Annotated in this window: 19 protein-coding genes; 8 read left to right on the top strand and 11 right to left on the bottom strand. The window is 67.1% G+C overall.

From position 1 onward, the window contains the following. The 4 genes from ABW16_RS24940 to eccB all read right to left on the bottom strand — a co-directional run. Positions 1 to 126: WXG100 family type VII secretion target (locus ABW16_RS24940; RefSeq protein WP_459542295.1), on the bottom strand; the 126-nt coding region annotated here is incomplete at its 3' end. A 157-nt stretch (positions 127 to 283) separates the two neighbouring features. Further along, entirely contained in the window at positions 284 to 583 is a 300-nt protein-coding gene (locus tag ABW16_RS19695; protein WP_046283697.1) for a PE family protein, read from the bottom strand. Positions 584 to 943: 360 nt separating this feature from the next. Beyond that, positions 944 to 5,155 (bottom strand): type VII secretion protein EccCa, encoded by a 4,212-nt coding sequence (gene eccCa / locus ABW16_RS19690; protein ID WP_047320871.1) that lies wholly within the window; start codon positions 5,153 to 5,155, stop codon positions 944 to 946. Further along, a complete protein-coding gene (eccB, locus tag ABW16_RS19685) occupies positions 5,152 to 6,663 on the bottom strand; it encodes a type VII secretion protein EccB (protein ID WP_047320870.1) in 1,512 nt (503 codons plus the stop codon). Before eccB ends, eccCa begins: the two co-directional genes overlap by 4 nt. Before the next feature lie 599 nt (positions 6,664 to 7,262). Between eccB and ABW16_RS19680 the strand changes: the two genes are divergently transcribed. Both ABW16_RS19680 and ABW16_RS23990 read left to right on the top strand, forming a co-directional pair. Next, positions 7,263 to 9,029: a molybdopterin-dependent oxidoreductase gene (locus ABW16_RS19680; RefSeq protein WP_047320888.1), complete on the top strand. Its 1,767-nt coding sequence runs from the start codon at positions 7,263 to 7,265 to the stop codon at positions 9,027 to 9,029. A gap of 168 nt (positions 9,030 to 9,197) precedes the next feature. Next, positions 9,198 to 9,593: a hypothetical protein gene (locus ABW16_RS23990; protein WP_052957011.1), complete on the top strand. Its 396-nt coding sequence runs from the start codon at positions 9,198 to 9,200 to the stop codon at positions 9,591 to 9,593. Positions 9,594 to 9,611: 18 nt separating this feature from the next. Here ABW16_RS23990 and ABW16_RS19670 read toward each other — a convergent pair whose 3' ends face one another. Genes ABW16_RS19670 through fabG form a run of 5 tightly spaced genes read right to left on the bottom strand, consistent with a single transcriptional unit; the run spans position 9,612 to position 14,062 of the window. Then, positions 9,612 to 10,175 carry a hypothetical protein gene (locus ABW16_RS19670; protein ID WP_047320869.1) on the bottom strand — a complete coding sequence of 188 codons (564 nt, stop codon included), beginning with the start codon at positions 10,173 to 10,175 and terminating at the stop codon, positions 9,612 to 9,614. A gap of 14 nt (positions 10,176 to 10,189) precedes the next feature. Continuing rightward, positions 10,190 to 10,912, bottom strand: a complete 723-nt coding sequence (locus ABW16_RS19665) for a GntR family transcriptional regulator (protein ID WP_047320868.1) — start codon at positions 10,910 to 10,912, stop codon at positions 10,190 to 10,192. Positions 10,913 to 10,916: 4 nt separating this feature from the next. After that, positions 10,917 to 12,110 carry an acyl-CoA dehydrogenase family protein gene (locus tag ABW16_RS19660; protein ID WP_047320867.1) on the bottom strand — a complete coding sequence of 398 codons (1,194 nt, stop codon included), beginning with the start codon at positions 12,108 to 12,110 and terminating at the stop codon, positions 10,917 to 10,919. Further along, positions 12,111 to 13,328, bottom strand: a complete 1,218-nt coding sequence (locus ABW16_RS19655; RefSeq protein WP_047320866.1) for an acetyl-CoA C-acetyltransferase — start codon at positions 13,326 to 13,328, stop codon at positions 12,111 to 12,113. It lies immediately after the preceding gene. Next, a complete protein-coding gene (fabG, locus tag ABW16_RS19650) occupies positions 13,325 to 14,062 on the bottom strand; it encodes a 3-oxoacyl-ACP reductase FabG (RefSeq protein WP_047320865.1) in 738 nt (245 codons plus the stop codon). The genes ABW16_RS19655 and fabG overlap by 4 nt, the downstream gene beginning before the upstream one ends. A gap of 102 nt (positions 14,063 to 14,164) precedes the next feature. Here fabG and ABW16_RS19645 point away from each other — a divergent pair, with 102 nt between their 5' ends. Both ABW16_RS19645 and ABW16_RS19640 read left to right on the top strand, forming a co-directional pair. Then, on the top strand, positions 14,165 to 15,340 hold the full coding sequence (locus ABW16_RS19645) for an acyl-CoA dehydrogenase family protein (RefSeq protein ID WP_047320864.1): 1,176 nt from the start codon (positions 14,165 to 14,167) through the stop codon (positions 15,338 to 15,340). Positions 15,341 to 15,666: 326 nt separating this feature from the next. Further along, positions 15,667 to 16,305, top strand: coding sequence for a glycoside hydrolase (locus ABW16_RS19640; RefSeq protein ID WP_047320886.1), 639 nt, complete (start codon positions 15,667 to 15,669; stop codon positions 16,303 to 16,305). Here the strand turns inward: ABW16_RS19640 and ABW16_RS19635 are convergent. Beyond that, a complete protein-coding gene (locus ABW16_RS19635; protein WP_047320863.1) occupies positions 16,302 to 16,892 on the bottom strand; it encodes a class I SAM-dependent methyltransferase in 591 nt (196 codons plus the stop codon). The genes ABW16_RS19640 and ABW16_RS19635 overlap by 4 nt on opposite strands. A 4-nt stretch (positions 16,893 to 16,896) precedes the next feature. Between ABW16_RS19635 and ABW16_RS19630 the strand changes: the two genes are divergently transcribed. Further along, positions 16,897 to 17,493: a diacylglycerol-binding protein gene (locus tag ABW16_RS19630; protein WP_047320862.1), complete on the top strand. Its 597-nt coding sequence runs from the start codon at positions 16,897 to 16,899 to the stop codon at positions 17,491 to 17,493. Between the two features lie 21 nt (positions 17,494 to 17,514). Then, positions 17,515 to 19,170: a ribonuclease H-like domain-containing protein gene (locus ABW16_RS19625; RefSeq protein WP_047320861.1), complete on the top strand. Its 1,656-nt coding sequence runs from the start codon at positions 17,515 to 17,517 to the stop codon at positions 19,168 to 19,170. 6 nt (positions 19,171 to 19,176) lie between these two features. Here the strand turns inward: ABW16_RS19625 and ABW16_RS19620 are convergent, their stop codons facing one another. Beyond that, the gene (locus tag ABW16_RS19620; RefSeq protein WP_047320860.1) at positions 19,177 to 19,572 is read right to left on the bottom strand and encodes a hypothetical protein; all 396 of its coding nucleotides are present in this window, start codon (positions 19,570 to 19,572) and stop codon (positions 19,177 to 19,179) included. Between the two features lie 122 nt (positions 19,573 to 19,694). Between ABW16_RS19620 and ABW16_RS19615 the strand changes: the two genes are divergently transcribed. Both ABW16_RS19615 and ABW16_RS19610 read left to right on the top strand, forming a co-directional pair. Further along, positions 19,695 to 20,006 carry a DUF732 domain-containing protein gene (locus tag ABW16_RS19615; RefSeq protein ID WP_047320859.1) on the top strand — a complete coding sequence of 104 codons (312 nt, stop codon included), beginning with the start codon at positions 19,695 to 19,697 and terminating at the stop codon, positions 20,004 to 20,006. Positions 20,007 to 20,057: 51 nt separating this feature from the next. Beyond that, a complete protein-coding gene (locus tag ABW16_RS19610; protein WP_047320858.1) occupies positions 20,058 to 21,077 on the top strand; it encodes a DNA topoisomerase IB in 1,020 nt (339 codons plus the stop codon). The last annotated feature ends 13 nt before the right edge of the window (positions 21,078 to 21,090 follow it).

Raw genomic sequence — 21,090 nt, 5'->3', positions numbered from 1 at the left:
ACCGGAGATGTTCGTCGACGACGCCCACATCCGACGCGCCTCGTCCTCCACCGTCTGCGCATGCACATCAAAACGGCCCGCCATCGAACGCATCGCGTCCGGATCAGTCATAAAACGTGTTGCCATGCTTCTCTCTCCTTGCCTGAAGTTCGTTGTTTCTGGTTGATATTCGTAGTTGACGGGTCATTGCCGCCGGTTACGTCGGTAACCGACGACCGGCTTTGAACGAATGAATGGATTCCCCTTCCATCAGCCCGTAGCCGGTAATCCGGTTGGTTCCTGATCAGCCCGCCGCAGCAGCGTTGGCTGCCTCGGTGGCGGCGTAGGAGGTCGCACTGCTGTTGAGCGTGGCCACGAACATCTCGTGGATCGCCGCGGCCTGCGCGCTGACCTGCTGGTACATCGTCGCGTGCGCAGCGAACTGCGCCGCGGTCAGTGCCGAGACTTCGTCGGCGGCGGCCGGGACCACGCCAGTGGTCGGAGCCGCAGCGGCGGCGTTCTGCGCGTTCAACGCCGAACCGATACCGCTCAGGTTCGCAGCGGCAGCCGAGAGCGCTTCGGGCTGCGCATTCACAAACGACATTCGATTCCCTCCTCTGGATCGCGGTCAGCAATCTCTCCGCTGTCGATCGTAGAGGCTCAAAGTGCCCCGGAGTACCCTCAACGCCGAGTGTTCATCTGGCGATAACAAGTGTTCACCTGGGGTAACAATCCGATCGCGGCGACCAGGCAGTTCGGTCCGTGAAATAGCTCCAAACTGGCGAAACACAGGGCTGTTATTTACCGCGTGGTTGGTGGCCGCCCTCGGCTCCGATACCTGCGGCCATGACGCCCTGATTAAAATCTTGCCGCACGTAATTCACCGCCCCGCGCCGGGCTGTGACCGCGCCAGCAACCACCGGGACGCTGTTGCTCACGTCACAGTGGTTGCCGGCCCGTCCGGTCAGCCCGCCGGGGTGGCCGCGCGCTCTTGGGCCGGCGCCCGCCGCAGTTCGGTGGCGGCGACCTGAACGAACACGCCGGTGTCCTCGGCCATCAACAGGCCACGACCACGGGGCAGCGGGCCACCCTTCATCTTGCCGCGGATGAAGCCCTCGTCGGGGTCGGCGTCCATGACCAACAGCGGTGCGTTGGCCTGGTGCAGGGCCCGCAGCAGCGGGTCGGCGCCAGCGGACGACCAGCCGCCGAAGGTGCGGGTGGCGATCACATGGAGCCCAACGTCGGCCGAACGGGTGACCCAGGGCGCCGCTTTCTGGAACGGCGAGTCGAAGCCCGGCGGGAACTGTTGGATGTCGTCGATGATCAAGAAGATCTCCGGCCCACTCCACCAGGTCCGCGACAGCAGCTCTTCGGCCGACAGCCCCGGCGGAGGTTCACGGTTGGCCAGCGTGGCAGCCAATTCGTTTATGAGCGCCACCGTGCCATCTAGGTTGTAGGCGAACTTCTCCACGTAGTCCGACCCCAGCGTGGTCAGCAGCTGCCGGCGCGGGTCGATCAGCCACACCTGCGCCGACGGCCGGCCGTCCGGGCTGGGTGTCGGCGCGGTGCTGGACCCCGGCGCGTAGAGCCGCTCGATCTCGCTCATGATGGTGGCCAGCGTGGTGGTGCGGCCACATTCGCGACGCCCGGTCACCATCAGGTGACCGTTCTCGGCGAAGTTCAGATAGACCGGCTGCAGGTCGAGTTCGGAGATCGCCCAGGCGATGCCGCCCGCTCCCACTCCTTCGCGGCGGTCGTTGGCCGCGACCGCGCGCACCTCTTCCAACCCGAACCGCGCCGGCAGACGCCGTACCGGGCGCACCCGGCCCACCGCCACCTGGCTGACCGCGGCAGCGACGCTGTCGGACTCGAACACCTTGGCGCCGGTGTCGGCCATTGCGGGCCGAGCGATCAGGGTGTGCAGACCGGACTGGGGGTCGCTGTCGAGGCGTACATAGTTGACCGCGACCATGCCCCGCCCCGGCTTCACCGGGACGTCCTTGGCGAACCGGGAGCGCACCAGCTTGGCGTCCTCGACCGCGGCCAGACGCAGCTCGACCCGGGAACCGAAACCGCTTCGCACCGGCGGGCGCAGCTCCGATTCGCGGTCGGCCGTCACGATCACGTGCACACCGAACGAGGGTCCCTGGTTGATGATCTGGTTGACCTGCTCGACGAGCACCTCGTTGTCCTCCGAGAGCGCCCGGTAGTTGTCGACCACCAGATAGACGTCGCCGAAACCATCGTTGGGCACGGTTCCCGGGGCACCCTCGAACTTCCGCCGGCGGAAGACGTCCATCGACGCGACGTCGTTCTCCAGGAAGCTGCGCTTGCGGGTCCGCACCAGCGCCAGCAGTTCGGCCACCGTGCGGCGCACCCCGTCGGGGTCGGTCGGACCACAGACGCTGCCCACATGCGGCAGGCCGGCGACCGTGGTCAGCGACGTGCCGCTGTAGGCCAGACAGTAGAACTGGACCTGTTCGGGAGTGTGCGTCAACGCCGCCGAGCAGATCAAGGTCTGCAGTGCGGTCGTCTTGCCCGAACCACCGGCACCCAGGATCAGCACGTTGGCGCCGGGGCCGGAGGTGTCCACCGTCCACGGCGGCTGGTCGTGCTTGAACGGCCGGTCGATGACCCCGATCGGGAACACCAGGTCGCGCCGGGTGCCGTAGTCCTGTTGCCACGGGTGACCCAGGTAGCGGTTCACCAAGTCCTCGACGGTCACCGGGACGTCCAGCGGCGGCTGCCACAGCCGGTAGGGCTCGAAGTCGATCTGGCGCAGCTGATCGATGATCACCGTGCCGACCTTGGGAGTCCGGATGAAGTCCTCTTCCTCGGCGGCCTCGGCGACCGCTGCCGGCTTGGAGTCGATCGCCGCAATGTCTTCGGGCGCTTCGATCTCGGGCGTGCTGACACTGACTTCAAGCGGAGTGAACTCGGTGGTGAACAGCTGCGGCCGGATGTAGTCAACGGCATGCGTCAACGGCATCTGCTCGTCGTCGAGCATTCCGCCCCGGTGGTAGTCGCGCCACAGGAACTCGGCCTGGAAACGGATGACCTCTTCACCACTCTTGCGGAAGTAGCCGAGGCCGGCCTTGGACGGCAGGTTCACCGCGTTGGGCACCCCGGCGGCCTGCGCGGCGCCGGCGGTCTGCGCCTTGAGCACCAGCCGGTAGCCCATGTTCTCCATGAGCTTCTCGGCGCGGCTCTCGATGGTCTGCGAGGCCATCATCAGGTGCACCCAGTAGGCGCGGCCCTGTCGGCCGATCGAGTCCAGCACCTCCACCGCGGTGGGCATGATGCGGAACCACTCGTAGAACTCGTCGATCACCACGACCAGCATCGGCAGCGGCGGCAGGCTGTCGTCTCCACGCGCCCGCATCCGCGACCGAATCTCGTTGTACTCCTTGGCGCCGTCGACACCGGCGTTGTCGCACATGGTCTTTCGCCGGGCGATCTCACCCCACATGGCCTCCAGGAAACGCTCCATGAGGGCCTGGTCGTCTTCCAGGTCGGTGATGATCCGCGACACGTGCGGCACCCCGGCGAACGGCTTGACCGCCGATCCGCCCTTGAGGTCGGCCAGCACGAACTGCAGCTCGTCCGGCGGGTGAGCCAGCAGCAGCGACTCGATCACGGTGCGCACCAGGGTCGACTTACCGGAACCGGTGGTGCCGGACATGACGCCGTGCGGCCCGTCGCCGCCCTCGTCGAGAGACTTCATGTCCAGGAACAGCAGTTCGCCGTTGTCGGAGCGGTTTCCGAACGGAATCCGCAGCCGGCCCCGGCTGCCCGCATCGCGCCGGCTGGCCCACAGCTCGTTGAAGTCGATACGCCCGGCATCTTCGATGCCGTAGTAGGCCATGATGTCGCGCGCACCGATGTGGTGCGTCACCTTCTGGCCGATCTCCTCATAGGCCGCCGCGAGCCGCCAGTGCGCCAACCGCTGCGCGAACTGTTCGGCGTCGGTCGAGCTGACCTGGTCGGCGAGGGCGAAGAACCACTCGTTGTCGTCGATCACCATCCAGGTGTCGCGGTCACGCGGCAGGGCGTTGATGATGCCCTTGTCGTCGAGCCGCAGCACCCGCTGCGAAACGCCCCGCCACTCCGGAGCGCCGGTCAGATCGAAGAAGGTCACTCCGTCGATGCCCTCGGTGGTGTTGACGTACTCCCACTGCGGGTCCAGGCCGTCCACGATGATCAGGTGGTGCGGGGTCGGGGTCTCCGCCGAAGAGCTGGCGTGACGCGGCATGAACGATCCGCGCCCGGAGAACAGTTCGGCGTGTTCGGTGGCGAAGTCCTGCACCGAGCCGTAGACCATGCGGGCGTTGCCCGCGGCGTCCTGGCGGCGCGGATCGCCGAAGTGCGGCATCCACTTCACCCAATCCCACTGCGCCACATCTGAGGTCACCACGACCATCCGCAGATGGTCAGGCCCGTGCGAGAAGGCCAGCTGGCAGATGATCGCGCGCATCAGCCCCAGCACCTGCTCGCGGTCACCGACCAGCGAGTACCAGGGCTCGACCAGCAGGGAGATCATCTTCGGCAGGTTGTAGACCACGCTCTGGTAGCGCCCGAACTCCTGCAGCGCCTTACCGGTCACCGGTTCGAGCTCGATGTCGGTCGGCATGTTCTGGGGCTCACCCCAGGTGACCTCGGGCCGGGTCATCCCCACCCCGACTCGGGCCAGGCCGAAGTTGAGGTCCTTACCGTTGGGCTGGCGCTCCCACATGCGCGACGACCCCACCGCGGCGGCCAGGGTGGACGGCGCCGGGTGGTACCACCGGTAGTTGGCGTCCATGCTGTCCGCGGACTCCGCCGCCGACTCGCGCAGCCGGTCCAGCATGAGCATGAACTGGGCGCGCATCGCGTCGAGCTTGGGCCGGCTCAGTTGCTGGGCGCCGCCGCCGAAGCGGCCGCCGAACATCATCATCGCGACGCCGCCGATCATGAAGATCGGGAAGATCGAGCCGGCGCCCAGGAACATCCGGGAGCCGCTGGCCACCGTCATCGCGACCATGCCGACGAGCAGGCCGACCACGAGCACGCCGACCACCACCAGCCACCACGGCTTGCCTTCTGGCGGCGGCACGCTCAGCGGCGTCGGCAATACGATGTTCTCCGGCTTGACCACCGGCGCGCGTTCCGGCGTCGGCCGGGCGTATCCACGTTTCATCTGGGCACCGCCAATTCTGCTGGGCTCATATCGGTTGGCAGGGTGTCGTGACGCACCAGCGCATCCTGGCGGGACAGGGTCGGGCCGTGCGCCAGTAGGCGCAACGCCACCGACGGCGCCAGTGCCGGTTCGCCGACCAGGCCCAGCGCCTTGCGCTCGTCATCGCCGGGGATCCCGAATCGCACGCCCGACGCCGAGATCCACCACAACGACTCCCGCGTGGAGGCGTCCGGGTCGTTGCCGGTCACCGCGACGAAATTGCCGTAGCCCGAACCGAAGTAGACCCGGTCAGCCTCCGGCACAGTGGTGTCGTTGGTCTTCACCAGGGACACCACCCGGTTCATCTGCTTCTGCGACACCGGAATCGTGGGACCCGACACCACCTGTACCCGGGCCCGGCTGTCACCGGCGGAGCGCTCCCACCACCAGCATGTGGAGGGGTTCTCCTTCATGTCGACGACCTGAAGCGGTCCGTCGGGGTAAGCCGACAGGTCCAGTCCGGTGACCACCGGCATCTTCGCCAGATCCTGCGGTGTCACCACTGCCGGCGCGCCGCCTCCGGTGGCTCCGGCGTTCTGCAGAATCCGGGCCACCACCGACGACACCGTTTGCACACCGTTCATCAGCACCACCGAATACTGTTGCGGCCCAGCCAACTGCGGCGTGGTGAACACCATTCCGACCGGGCCGGGGGCATTCGGGAAGGCCGGGGGATGACCGGCGTCGGGCACAAAGGGCACCGCCAGCTCCGGCCCCACCGGCAACGCGTCGAACAGCGCCTGGCTCATCGGCCGGGCGTGGTCGACCTGCTCGGGGGTCAGCCCCAGCGGCAGCAACACCGCCCGGTCGGCGGCGTCGATGCGCGAGCGGCGCCCCTGGCGAACCACCCAGGAGTCATTGCCGTAGCGCAGCACCACCGCGTCGGGCCCATCCAGCACCCGGCGGCGGGAGTTGAGTTCCGGGGCACCGTCGATCACCGTCACCGTCACCGGCGACGGCGCACCGACGCCCTGAACATTGGCGACGGTGTCGCAGATCAGCCACGAGGACGTCGTGGGCGTTGTCGGCAAGATGTCCGACGGCGCGCCAGGAATTCCGACGAGCGGGCCGTGCGGCTGCTCGGCTATTTGAGTGGAGCGCACCTTGTGCGGGTTGTCGGCCCGGCCGGCGATCAGGCGCGCCGAGGCCAAATTCAGCGCCGGATATATGGTGTCGCCCACCCGCACATAGAGGGCACCGGAATCACGGTCGGCAATGATCGGCGATTCGTTCATCTGGCCCGAGGGACTCAAAAACGACCACAGCAGCGCACCAAGGCAGACGACCGCCGCGGCGGACACCGAGGCCACCACGGCCAGCGACTGGCGCCGGCCGGGCTCCACTTCCATCCGAACCTGCCAGCGGGTCAACGCCATCGCCGTGCGTCGTGCCAGGAATTGGTACCCCGTCATCTGGGTACGCGTGGACAGCCCAAGGCCGTAACCGGGTCCCCGCTGTTCCTCAGCCACGGCGCGCCCCTACCCCAGCCCGCAGCGTTGACAGCACTGCCGGATTACGGCGCGGTGCCGGTCCCCTATAGGTCGTCATCTACCCCTGCCTGGTCACAAGTTTCTCCACTGCGCATGCTAGCTGTGTCGCGCTACAACTGCCCGCGGTGCAGATTGCAATCTGATGGCGATGGCGAAACGCACTTCGCCCGTTCTTCCCTGAATTATGACCGCGCTAGATGAACGATCTGTAAAGCGCGAGATCCACGTGAGTTCACTCGTGTCTTGCTCAGCAGAAAACCGCGGTTTGCCCACCGAAAGGATCGCCTCGACGGCACAATCGGGCGGGTCGGCGAACCAGACAGCGGCTCCGGCAGCCCGGCGGACCCCGGCCGCCGTCGAATTCCGCACCTGCGGTACCTGAGTTTCCTGTCAGAAGCCTGCGTATCTGATGCCAGAGTATCGGGTCACGAGCTTTTTCGCGCTACCGTCGACAAGTGACCACGATTGATGGACAAGGTGCTGAAGGGCAGCTCGACCCGCGGGGTCCGGCCACCTCACCAGCAACTAAAGAGACAACTCACCCGGTCAGCTACTCCGCTGACGTCGTCGACGTCGAACTGGAGCTGGAGCAGGGCTACCGGGCAGAAATTCACAAGAACCACAACGAGACCGTCGACGTCGAGACCTACGGTGGTGGTTTCGACCTCAGCCGGCGAGCGGTCGCTCCGCATCTACGTATCGGTCGCGACAAGTGGTTCAACCTGCTGTGGCTGATTCCGATCGGCTTCGTCGGGCTGGTGGCGATGATCGCGATAGGCAAGGGCGTTCGGCACATGCCGGGCGTCGAGGATTTCATCGCCCAGTACCCGGGCAGCAGCCCGTCCACCGAAGTCGCCGGGGGCCTGCCGGCCTGGGCCGGGTGGACGCACTTCTTCAACCTGTTCATGATGATCTTCATCATCCGGGCGGGCATCCAGATTCTCTGCGACCACCCGCGGCTGTACTTCAGCCGCAACTCCACCCCGGGAAAGGACGAATGGCTGCGGGTGGGGCCGCCAGTACCGGATGACCCGTACTGGACGGCCAACGCCGACACCGTCGCGCTGCCGGCGCAGTTCGGGTTGCCAGGGTTCCGACACTCGATCGGGCTGGCCCGCTGGTGGCACATGGGCCTCGGCGTGTTGTGGCTGCTCAACGGCGCTGTGTTCTATGTCCTGCTGTTCACCACCGGTCAGTGGCGCCGCATCGTGCCGACCAGCTGGGATGTCATTCCGCACGCGGCCTCGGTGATGATCCAGTACGCATCGCTGGACTGGCCGGACGACCACACCTGGACCAACTACAACGCGCTGCAGCTGATCTCCTACTTCGTCACGGTGTTCATCGCTGCCCCCGCTGCGCTGATCACCGCGCTGGGCATGTCCCCGGCGCTGTCACAGCGGCTCGGGCTGATCAGCAAGCACATGCGGCTGAACCTGCAGATCGCTCGATCCCTGCACTTCGTGGTGCTGGTCTATTTCCTGCTGTTCATTCTCGTGCACGTCACGATGGTGTTCGCGACCGACGCATTCGACAATCTCAACCACATGTTCGCCGCTCGCGGATGCGCTGAAGGGGCGGGGCCGGAATGCCACAGCCCGGTTGGCTTCTACGTCTTCTGCGCGGCGGCGGTGGTGTGTACGGTCGGCTGGCTCGCCGCCACGCCGCTGACCCTGCGCTACCCGCGAGTCGTCCAAAAGATCGGATACGCCCTGATCGGGCCGTTCCAGCGGGCGTTGGAAAAGCTCGACCCGAAGCCCGGGACGTTCACCGAGGCCGACATCTCACCGTTCCACTGGCGCAACGGCCGGCTGCCCGAGACCGTCGAGTACAAGGAGTACGAGGCAAACGACTTCAAGGACTGGCGACTGAAGGTCTACGGCCTGGTCGAGAACCCGATGGAGTTCTCGCTGGAGGATCTCAAGGCCCTCCCGTATCACGACCAGATCACCCAGCACATGTGCGTGCAGGCCTGGTCCGGCGTGGCCAAGTGGGGCGGCGTGCAGATGTCGACGATCATGAACATCGTCAAACCGCTGCCGCAGGCCAAGTGGGCGATCTTCTACTCGATGGGCCTAGGCGCCACCGGCGGCATTTTCTACAACGCCCACCCGGTCGACCAGATGTGGCACCACATGTCGATGCTGGCCTACAACATGAACGACCAGCCACTGCCCTACATGCACGGCCGGCCGCTGCGGCTGCGCAACGAGCTGCAGCACGGCTACAAGCTGGTGAAGTGGATCAAGGGCATCGAGTTCGTGGAGAGCTACAAGGAGATCGGCAGCGGCCACGGCGGCTACAGCGAAGATCACAAGTTCTTCGGTCGCCATCAGACGATCTGAGCCGAACCAGAGTTCGCGCGGCCTGACAGGGAACACCGGTCAGGCCGTGCCGCATCTGCGGACGTTACGACGGCCGACAGCCCGGTCTGATGTTGTTGACGGCTCGTCCGCCGAATCCACCCGCACGTCGTAGGGTGACATGAGGCAACGGAACAACGGGGAGAATCCATGCGCGGTCGCGGTATCGGGAAGTCAGTCCTGTCAGTGGTGGTGGTCGGACTGGCCGTGGGTGCGGTGGCGACCGCCTGCGGCGGCTGCGACAGCGAGTCCGAGGAAGACACCTACGGCGAAGTCACCGAGGCACCCGCAGCGCCGTTGGCGCCGAGCCCGCCGGCCGACAGCGGCGGCAGCGAGTCCGAACCCGGCCCGACTGCGCTGCCGGATGCCCCGCTCACCAGTGCTGCTCCGGTGGTCGAACCCACTGCCAAACAGGCGCCGGCGGCTCCGGCGGTACCTCGGGCCCCGTCTGCGCCCGCCGTCCCGGCAGTTCCCGCGATTCCGGCAATCCCGGCGATTCCCGCCATCCCGGCGATTCCGGCCATCCCCGCGATCCTCTACCCGTAGGGGCCGTGGCAGGGCCGGTCAGATTCCGGACCAGGCGGCGTCCACGCTTTCGGCCACGTCGATGATCTGCGCACGCTGGGACTGCGGACTGTCGATCTCGGCTGCCACGTAGTGCGCGATGAATCGGCGGATCTCCCCGTCGACGCCGGCGAAGATTCGCAGCAGCTCGCCACGGATGGACGTCGACGACACCTCGACGGTGATGTCGGAGGACCGCGGTTTGGGCACGTCGATGATCAGCAGCAGTGGTTCGGCGGCGCGCGCGGTGGCACGCAGGGCGATGTCGCCGGCCACCGTGAACCGTTGCTTGTCCAGCCGCAGGTCGATGAGCAGGTCGATCTCCAACGGAATGTGGATCGCGAACGTCAGCAGGTCGCCCAGGCCACGTGCCACCCGGGGCTGTTGGACCCGCACCTTCGCGGTGACCTTGGCGATGCCGCCCGGCCCCTGCCGCATGGTGGGCATCTCGAACTCGTCGCCGGCCAGGACCGCGAACGCAGCTGCCACTCGTTCTTCGGTGACCGCGACCTCGAAGAACTTGCGCCCGAACTCTTCGTAAGTCAGGTAAGTGTGGTTCTGCATAGGTTGATACGGTCTCACGTCCCCGTCGCCGACGGGCGCTGATCGGCCCGCGCCACGCAGTCGTCTTGGCACTTCACCACACCGCGATCGGTCAGATGCTCGATCAGCGGCATCACGCCGGCCGCCAAGTGCTCGGCCATCGCGGTGCGGGCCAGCGCCTGATCGTGTGCCGCCAGCGCGGCGAGCACTCGCCGATGATCCTGCATGGACCGCTCCGGCCACCCGGCGATCCCTGGGAAAACGGCCTCGGGCGCGTACCGGGTTATCTGCGACATCATTTGGGCCAGCTTGGGTGAGGCGGCGGCCACATTGATCGCTCGGTGGAAATCGTGGTTGAGCCGCACGGTCCGCTCTTCGTCGTCTCCGGCGTAGGCCTGCTCCAGCCGGGACTGAATCTCATTCAGCTCGCTCAACTGCTCGTCGGTGATGCCGGCGGCGGCCCGTGCCGCCAGCTCGCCGCCCACGAACGCCTGGACCTCGGCCACATCGGCCAGATCACGCTTGGTCACCGGCAACACGACGAACCCGCGGTGCGGCTGCTGGTCGAGCAGGCCTTCAGCACGCAACTCGAACAATGCCTCCCGCACCGGGGTGACGCTGATGCCCAATTCCGTTGCCAGCTGGTCCAATCGGACGTACTCCCCCGCGGCGTAACCGCCGTCGAAGATCCGCTGGCGCACGAAACGCGCGACGGCTTCCGACAACTGCGGCCGGGTGCTGAAGTCGGGGGCAGACATGATTTCAGATGCGGTAGTCGGCCAGCAGGCGCTTGCTGATGATCTGCTTCTGGATCTCGCTGGTTCCCTCGCCGATCAACAGGAACGGCGCGTCGCGCATCAGGCGCTCGATCTCGTATTCCTTCGAGTAGCCGTAGCCGCCGTGGATTCGGAAGCTCTGCTGGGTGACCTCGTTGCAGTACTCGCTGGCCAGGTATTTCGCCATACCTGCCGCGAGGTCGTTGCGTTCGCCGGAGTCCTTCAACCGAGCCGCGTTGACGACCATCAGGTGTGCGGCCTCCACCTTGGTCGCCATCTCGGCGAGCCCGAACGCGACGGCCTGGTGCTCGGCGATCGGCTTGCCGAAGGTGCTGCGCTGCTGGGCGTATCGGGCTGCCAGCTCGAAAGCGCGGATGCCCACCCCGCAGGCGCGTGCCGCGACGTTGACCCGGCCGACCTCGATGCCGTCCATCATCTGATAGAAGCCGCGGCCGGTGGTGCCGCCCAGGATGTCGGCGGCGCTGGCCCGATAGTTGTCGAAGATCATCTCGGTGGTGTCGATGCCCTTGTATCCGAGCTTGTCGAGCTTGCCGGGGATGGTCAGCCCCGGGACGACTTCACCGAATCCGGTGGGCTTTTCGACCAGGAACGCCGTCATGTTGCGGTGCGGGGTGTCCGCTCCCTCGTCGGTGTGGACCAGCACCGCCACCAGGCTCGAGGTGGCGCCGTTGGTCAGCCACATCTTCTGGCCGTTGATGAGGTAGTCACCGTCGCCGGTGGGGGTGGCCCGGGTGCGGATGGCAGCGACGTCGGAGCCCAGCTCGGGTTCCGACATCGAAAACGCCCCGCGCACATCGCCGGTCGCCATCGCCGGCAGGTAACGCTGCTTCTGCTCGTCGGTGCCGTGCTGGCGCAGCATGTAGGCGACGATGAAGTGGGTGTTGATCACCCCCGAGATGCTCATCCAGCCGCGCGCGAGCTCCTCGACGCACAACGCGTAGGTGAGCAGGGACTCGCCCAGCCCGCCGTAGGCCTCCGGAATCATCAGGCCGAACAGGCCCAACTGCCGCATGCCGTCAACGATCTGTTGCGGGTAGGCGTCGGCACGTTCGAATTCGGCGGCGTGCGGGACGACCTCTTTGTCGACGAATGCCCGTACCGCCGCGATGATCTCGGTCTGGCTCTCGGTCAGCCCCAACGTCTGGCACAGCTTCGTCATTTACGCCACCCTCTCGAACACGGCGGCCAAACCCTGGCCGCCCCCGATGCACATGGTTTCCAGTCCGTAGCGCTCCTGGCGACGGTTCAGCTCCCGCGCCAGCGTCGCCAGCATCCGGCCGCCGGTCGCGCCCACCGGATGGCCCAGCGAGATTCCGGAACCGTGCACGTTGGTCCGGTCCCGGTCCGCGGTACCGAATCGCCACTCCGCCATGACCGCCAGCGCCTGAGCGGCAAACGCCTCGTTGAGCTCGATCAGGTCGATGTCGGCGAGCGTGAGGCCGGCCTTGGCCAGGGCGATATCGGTGGCCGGCACCGGGCCGATGCCCATGACTTCGGGCTTGACTCCGGCCAGGCCCCAGGAGACCAGCCGCACCAGCGGAGTCAGGCCCAGTTGCTGCGCCTTCTCCCGGGTGGTCACGACGCACATCGAGGCCGCGTCGTTCTGCCCGCTGGAGTTGCCGGCGGTGACGGTGGCGTCGGGATCGCTTTTGCCCAGAACCGGTTTCAGTTTGGCCAGCGACTCCACCGAGGTGTCGGCGCGGGGATGCTCGTCGGTGTCGATCCGCTGCTCGCCGGTGCGGGAGCACACGGTGACACCGACGATCTCGTCGGCGAGCACACCGCTGCGCTGGGCCGCCACCGCGCGCTGATGCGAGGTGACCGCAAGCTCGTCCTGATCGGCGCGGGAGATCTGGTAGTGGCGGCGCAGGTTCTCCGCGGTCTCCAACATGCCGCCGGGCACCGGGTGGTATTGCCCACCGGCAGTGGTCCGGCCGCGTGCCAGGCCGTCGTGCACCCGTACTCCGTCGCGGCCTGCGCCCCAGCGCATGTCGGTGGAGTAGAACGCCACATTGCTCATGCTCTCGGCACCGCCGGCGATCACCACTTCGTGCGCGCCACTGCCGACCTGCAGGCAGGCCTGGATCACCGCCTGCAACCCCGATCCGCACCGCCGGTCGACCTGCATGCCCGGCACCGTCACCGGAAGGCCGGAGTCCAGGGCGACCACCCGCCCGATCGCCGGTGCTTCGCTGCTGGGATAGCAGTGCCCCAGCACCACGTCGTCGATGGCATCGGCGGGCAGGCCGGTGCGCTCCAGCAGCCCGGTCAGTGCGGCGACGCCGAGTTCGACGGCGGTCAGCGACTTGAACATGCCGCCGTAGCGGCCGATGGGGGTCCGAACCGGTTCGCAGATCACCGCCTCGCGCAGGGTCATAGGTGGCGACCGCCGGTCACCTCGAGCACGGTGCCCGTCATATAAGAGGACAAGTCGGACGCCAGGAACAGCGCGACCGTCGCCACCTCGTCGGGCTCGCCGGCCCGGCCCATCGGTACCTCGGCGACCTTCGAATCCCAGATCCGCTGCGGCATGGCCTCGGTCATCGCCGAGCGGATCAGCCCCGGCTGGATCGCGTTGACGCGGACACCGAGGTAGGCCAGCTCCTTGCTGGCGGCCTTGGTCATGCCCACGATGCCGGCCTTGGCGGCTGAATAGTTGGTCTGCCCGACCATGCCGACCTTGCCCGATATAGAGGACATGTTGACGATCGCGCCGCGCTTGCGTTCGCGCATGATCGCCGCGGCCGCGCGCAGACCGTTCCAGGTGCCTTTCAGGTGGACCGCGATCACCTGGTCGAAATCGTCTTCGGTCATCTTGCGCATGGTGGCGTCGCGGGTGATGCCGGCGTTGTTGACCATGATGTCCAGACCACCGAACCGCTCGACGGCGGCTGCCACCAGTGCGTCGACATCAGCAGAATTGGTGACGTCGGTGCGTACCGCCACCGCCACGTCGGCGCCGAGGCGCGCAGCCGCGGCCTCGGTCGCCTCGGAGTTCAGATCGCCCAGCACCACCCGGGCGCCCTCGGCGACGAAGCGCTGCGCGATCGCGAAGCCGAGCCCCTGCGCCCCGCCGGTGACGACCGCCGTCTGCCCGTTGAGTAATGCCACGCCGAAACCGTCCTCTACATGTCGTGATGCCCTGCCCACCCGTGGTCCGGCACATCATATTTCATATATGATTTGGCGGCCAGTGCCGAAAGGGGCCGTGCCATGACGACCACATCCGTCTCGTCCGTTGAAGACGACGTCTTCGCCGACATCCTGTCCCAAACCCGCCGGTTCGTCCGGACGATGGTCCTCCCGCGCGAACAGGAGATCCTCGACACCGATCGCGTGCCCGACGACCTGCGGCAGGCCGCCAAGGACCTGGGCCTGTTCGGCTACGCGATCCCCCAGGAATGGGGCGGGCTGGGCCTGAATCTGGCCCAGGACGTCGAACTGGCCATGGAACTGGGCTACACCTGCCCGTCGGTGCGGTCGATGTTCGGCACCAACAACGGCATCGCCGGCCAGGTGCTGGTGGGGTTCGGCACCGACGAACAGAAGGAGCGCTGGCTCGAGCCCATCGCCTCCGGCGCGGTCGCCTCCTTCGCCCTCACCGAGCCCGGGGCGGGCTCCAATCCCGCGGGTCTGCGCACCAAGGCCGTCCGTGACGGCGACACCTGGGTACTGGACGGTCAGAAGCGATTCATCACCAACGCCCCGCTGGCCGACCTGTTCGTGGTGTTCGCCCGCACCCGGCCGGCCGACGAGCGGGGGGCCGGTATCGCAGTGTTTCTGGTACCGGCCGATACCGACGGGGTCGAAGTCGGCGCCAAGGACGCCAAGATGGGCCAGGAAGGCGCCTGGACGGCCGATGTCACCTTCTCGCACGTGCGACTGCCCGCCGCCGCCCTGGTCGGGGGCAATGAGGACATCGGTTACCAGGCGGCGATGACGTCGTTGGCCCGCGGCCGCATCCACATTGCGGCGCTGGCGGTGGGCGCCGCGCAGCGCGCGCTGGATGAATCGGTGAACTATGCCGCCACCGCCACCCAGGGCGGCAGCATCATCGGCGACTTCCAGCTGGTGCAGGCGATGCTCGCCGATCAGCAAACCGGCGTGCTGGCCGGCCAGGCGCTGGTCCGCGATGCCGCCCGCAAGTGGGTGAGCAACGAAGATCGGCGGATCGCTCCGTCGGTGGCCAAGGTCTTCTGCACCGAGATGGCCGGCAAGGTCGCCGACCTGGCGGTGCAGATCCACGGCGGCAGTGGATACATCCGTGGCGTGCCGGTGGAGCGCATCTACCGCGATGTCCGACTTCTGCGGCTCTACGAGGGCACCAGTGAGATTCAGCGGCTGATCATCGGGTCGAATCTGATCAAAAACGCGAAGCGTGGACTGTAAGCAGCATCACTTCCGGCTTGGAGAATGGCACGTCACTTACGGCGCCATTTTCGCGGATACCGGCCGCAGGGGTCACATGCAATGCACCCATTGATCAGGCAATTTCATCCCAATAATGCGAATTTGTGACCTTTGAGGCCACGCTCAACAAACACATACGGGTCATCTACCAGCGCTTACGTAAATAGACCGGCCCGCTCCGTGGATTTTCGCCGATCTACCTGGCGTTTTCCGTTCCGGCGTTATGTTTGACAACATGAATGCTAAACGTGATGGGCGCCACAGATTTTGGTAAGTGCAGTTATCCATGGTTAATGTGCCTGGTCATGTTTGGTCTAGAAGCACTGATGGCGCTCATCCAGCAGGTTTCGGGCACTCCGTACATCGTTGGTGGGAACACTCCCGCCGGTACGGATTGCTCGGGTTTGGCCTCGTGGGTGTCCAACGTCGCCAGCGGCCGACCGGCCTTCAGCGGCCGGTTCCACACCGCCAACGAGGAGTCGGCACTGCTGGCCCGCGGGTTCAAATACGGCACCGCCCCCAACGCTCTGGTGGTGGGCTGGAACAGCCATCACACCGCGGTGACCCTGCCCGACGGCACGCCGGTGGCCAGCGGTGAGCCCGGCGGTGTGAAGATCGGTGGTGGCGGCGCCTACCAGCCGCAGTTCACCCACCACATGTACCTGCCCATGGAGGAAGCACCTGCCCCGGACGCCCCGGTGGTGGAGTTTGCCGCCATGGTGGAGCCGGGCCCCGAACCCGCCGCTGAGCCGATGGCCGAGCCCATGGCCGTCGAGCTGGCCGCGGCGCCCATGGAGGCTCCGCCGTTTGAGGCACCCCCGGCCGACGCCCCCGTCGAGGCGCCGATGGACATGCCGCCTGGCGAGGCGCCGCCGATGGATGCTTTGCCGCTCGACCCGGGACCGGCCGAGCCCAGTGACCGCGAGGCCCCGGCGCCGGCCTAGCCTCGTCCGTCCTCGTGTGCTGACGGCGCCGTCGCCTTCTGGCGGCGTCGCCCCAGCAGCCACGCCATTCCGTCCGCCTCGCCCTCGGCGATCACCTCGAGGCCGGCGAACACCGTGCGCAGCTCCCCGGGCGCAGCCCGGAACCGTCCGGGGGCGGCACCGACCTGGCTCAGCGCGGTGACCGCCAGCAGTCCGCCCGGGGCCAGGCGCTGCACCATCGGTGCGTCGAGCCGACGGTCGCGGAACCGGGCGCAGTAGACGACGTCGGCTGGTGGCCCGCCCGGCAGGCCGTCATCGAGGTCCACGACGTCGAATCGGCACCGGTCGCCGACACCGCTGCGCTGGGCGAGCCCCCGCGCCTGCTCGATGGCGACCGGCGAGACGTCGAACCCGCTCACCTGCAGGCCCCGCTGGGCCAGCCAGACTGCCGCTGCGCCCTGACCGCAGGCGATATCGAGCGCATAGCCCGCGGCCGGAAACGCGTCGACGAAGGGCGCAAACACCGCGGCCGGTCCGACCGTGTCCGGCGCCGGAACGGAGCGGCCTGCGTATTTCGCATCCCAGCGGGTGCGGTCCTCGACGCTCATCGGAATGGACGATACTGCGGGGGTGAAATTACGCCCCTCGATCGCACTGTTGCTGTTCGTCCTCGGCGGAGCGGCCGGTCTGATCGGTGACCACTCGCACGTGATCACCGGCACCACCGAATACCTGCCGGCAGCGCACGTCGTGCCCTTCATCTGGAACAGTCCGCTGTATTTCCCGATTCTGGTCGGATCCGCGACGGTCTTCCTGGCGGAACTGCGACTGCTTCTCCCGGCCCCGAGGGCAACGGTCACCGTGCGTCAGGGGGTGGCTGGTCTGGCTGCGGTCCTGGGCAGCTACGTCGTCACCGCGATGTTGCATGCGTCGCCGGTGGTTCCCCTTACGACGCTGATCTGTGCGTTCGCCGCGATCACCTTCTGCGCCTTGGGTGATCGTCCGGCGATTGTCTGCGGTGTGCTGATCGCGGCCATCGGTCCCGTCGTCGAGATCGGGATCGCCGCGGCGGGACACTTCCGCTACGCCCCCGGCTCGGACGGGTTGTTCGGAGTGGCGCCGTGGCTGGTGCCGCTGTACTTCGCGTTCGGGGTGGTCGCGGCCCTGATCGGTGAAGTCGCCGCCGGCGTCAAGCGGTCGGCGGAGTAGAGCCACTCGGGGAAGGACGCGATGGCACCGGTCACGCTGGGCGGCTACCCGGCAAAGCAGTGTGCCCGCGTCACCCACAATGAGTTCGCCCCGGGAACCCCGGAGCCGGCGCCGCCGCGCCCGGACTTGGAGTCGCTGCGCACTGCCGGAATCGAATTCGAGGAACGCGTTCTTGACGAGCTCCGGGCACGCTACGGCGATTCGGAGCGACTGCTGCTCCTCGACGCCGACCTCAGCCGGGCCGAACGTCAGCGGCGCACCGTCGCCGCGATGACTGCCGGTGTCGCGGTGATCTCCGGCGGGCGCCTGCCGGATGTCCACGGCCGCAGGGGACTTCCCGACGTGTTGGTCAGACACCAGGACGGCTACCTGCCCGTCGACATCAAGAACCACCGCACGGTGGCCTCCGCGAAACGCGCGGACGTGAAGATCTCGACGCTGCCGGCACCGGATCGGTGGCTGTCCCATCCGGGCTACAGTGATCACGGCGCGCGCTGGCGTGACGACGTCATGCAGCTGGCGCACTACACCCGGATGTTGCAGGAGTTGGGTTTTCACTGCGGGGTGAACCGCGGCGGCATCATCGGCAGCTCCGACCTCACCGATCTTCTCGGTGAGAGCCTCGGTATCACCTGGTATGACCTGGAAGCCGAGAACATCGTCACGTATTCGGCCAGCGATCCAAAACGCCGCAAGTCCCGCTCGGCCCTGCAGCGCTACGACCATGAGTTCGCCTTCCGACTCGACGTCGCGCGGGCCGCAGCCGCCGGACGAGAACTGGTGCGGCCCTACCGCATCAGCGACTGTGCCACCTGCGCGTGGTTCGACTATTGCGCCACCGTGGTCGGCGACGACGACGCGTCGTTCGCGATCGAGACCGGGCACCTCACTGTCCGGGAGTGGCAGTACCTGTATCGACACTGCGGCGACGGCGCGGTGTTGAGCGTCGCGCAGTTGGCCGCCGTCGACGTGGACGCACACGTCGAGGCGTTCCGCCTCCAGTCCGTCGGTACGAAAATGCCGCAAGACCGGCTGGCCAACGCGGTCCGACGAGCCCGGATGAGTTGCACCGGAATTGATTTCGAGACGCACGAACCCGCCTCACCGACCGTTCCGTCCGCCGACATCGAGGTCGACTTCGACATCGAGTGGGATGATCACGGCCGGATCTATCAGTGGGGTCTGCGTATCCGCGACGGCCAGGACGACACCACTGCCCGCTATCGACCCGTGGTCTCGTTCGATCCACTCGACGAGGCCGCCGAGGCCGAACTGGCCGCCGAGTTCGCCTCTCGGATGCAGCAATTACGAAGCCGCGCCGCGCGGGAGGGCAAGTCGCTTCAGGTCTTCCATTGGCACCACCCCGAGATCACCAGCACGCGCAGGTTCGCCGAGGTGGAGCAGGCGCTCGACGGTCTCACCTATGACCTGCGAAAGTGGTTCGACGCGACGTTTTTCGCCCGCACCTCATCATCGATCAAACAGGTTGCCGGCTTCTTCGGCTTCCGCTGGGAGGTCGACGACGCCGGGGGCCTGGCCTCCCAGGGCGCCATCGAAACGGCCCGGGGCAACGGACCGCACGCCGACGCCGCCCGGCAGTGGTGTCTGAGCTACAACGAATGTGACGTGGCGGCGCAGGCTGCGATCCGCGACGGATTGCGCGCGTACCGCCGCTGAACCGGCTCAGCCCAGCGTCTTCACCGTCGGGCAGATATTGGTGCGGGCCGACTCGACCACTTCACCGGCGGTGGGCTTCGAGATCTGCAGGTACACGGAGACCTGCTCGACGATGAGGCTGGTCGGATGCTTCGGGAACTCCAGGCACGCGGTCCGTCCGGCGGCCAACCGGCGGGCTTCGCTGCCGGGCGGGAACTTCCCGCGGATGGCGTTGAGGTAGGCCATCTCAGCCGGACTGGGGTACGTCGACTTCTGCTCGTTGCACAACAGGATGTCGGGGCTGTTGCCGCAGTAGTCGGGATCACGAGGATTGAGCGGATCGGCCTGAGCGGATGACGCGGCACCGATCAGCCCGGCCAGCACACCTGCGGCCAGCGTCGCCGCGAGTGCGGTTGATTTCACGTCCAGCGCCTTTCTTCTCGCCGCTGACGCTAGCAGCAACACGAAGTCGCTCGGGGGGACTTGCCGGGTCTGGCCCGCACCTGCGGCGCCGCTTTCCCGGTACCCGCCGTAGCATCGCGGGTATGAGTTGGGCAGCCCGGTTCACCGCACCCCTGGCCGTCGCCGGTGTCGCGATGGGAGCTCTGGTCGGGGCCGCGCCGGCGCACGCCGACGAAGCCAGCTTCATGAAATACCTCAATACCCACGGCTACACCGCCCGCTACGCGAATGACGAACCGATTTCGGAGTCCAGCGTGCGCGCGCTCGGGCACATGATCTGCGAGAACCTGCATGTGGGCCGAACCGTCGAGATCCAGCAGCCGCACTACCCGGCGTGGCCGCAGTTCGCGCTGATCGCCGAGGCGGCGCGCCAGGAGTTGTGCCCGGGGGCGTAAGCGCTGCCAACGCTGGGTGTCGGCCGGTCCAGATGCGGGTAATTCGGTGCCGTGAGGCTGCGCAGAAGCAATACCGCTGGCCCCGGGTTGCGCCGTATCGGTCGGGGCCGCGGCTTTTCCTACACCGACGGGCAACGCCCGGTCGACGATCCGGAGGCGCTCGCCCGGATCAAGACGCTGGCCATCCCACCGGCGTGGCGAAAGGTGTGGATCTGCCCTTATCCCAACGGGCACATCCAGGCCGTCGGGGAAGACGCCGCCGGACGTCGTCAGTATCTGTATCACCCGCAGTGGCAGGCCGAACGATCCGAGGAGAAGTACGACCGGGTTCTGACCCTGGCCCGCCTGCTGCCAGACTGGCGCGCCGATGTACTCGCCGACTTGCGCGGTCGCGGCCTAAAACGCGATCGGGTGCTCGCAGTCGCCCAGCAGCTCATCGACCGGGGCTATTTCCGGGCCGGTGGCGAGGAGTACGCCCAGGAAAACGGCAGTTTCGGGCTGGCGACCCTGCTGCGTGACCACGTCCGGATGCGCAACGGTTGCGTGGACTTCGACTATCCGGCCAAAAGCGGCGTGCGGCGCACCGTTTCCGTCGACGATCCACTGGTGGTGCGCGCGGTGCGAGCACTGCTGCGCGCGCCGACCGACCTTCCGCGGCTGCTGGTGTACCGCACCTCCGACGGCTGGTGCGAGGTCCGAGCCGACGACCTCAACGAGCGGTTCCGGGAGCTGACCGATGAGCAGTTCAGCGTCAAGGACCTGCGCACCTGGCATGGCACCGTGCTGGCGGCCGAGAGCTTCGCCGCCGCGAACGAGCCGACCTCTAAAACCGTCCGCCGTCGGGAGGTCGCTGCAGTCATGCGCTGCGTCGCCGAGGAACTGGGCAACACCCCGGCGGTCGCCCGCAGTTCCTATGTCGACCCGCGCGTGGTGGAGGCCTACGAACGGGGCATCACCATCCGCTCGGCTCTGCGCCGGGCCAAGGGCCGCGGCAAGGAGTCCGCGCGCCGACTCGCCGCCGAAGCCGCCACCGCTCGGTTGATCAGACGCATCGACCGAGCGGGGCGTTAGCGCCGGGCACATC

It is taken from the genome of Mycolicibacter heraklionensis (genome assembly GCF_001021505.1).
GTDB lineage: Bacteria > Actinomycetota > Actinomycetes > Mycobacteriales > Mycobacteriaceae > Mycobacterium > Mycobacterium heraklionense.
The sequence above is the reverse complement of the archived record's forward strand: the minus strand, read 5'-3'. Positions and strand labels throughout refer to the sequence as shown.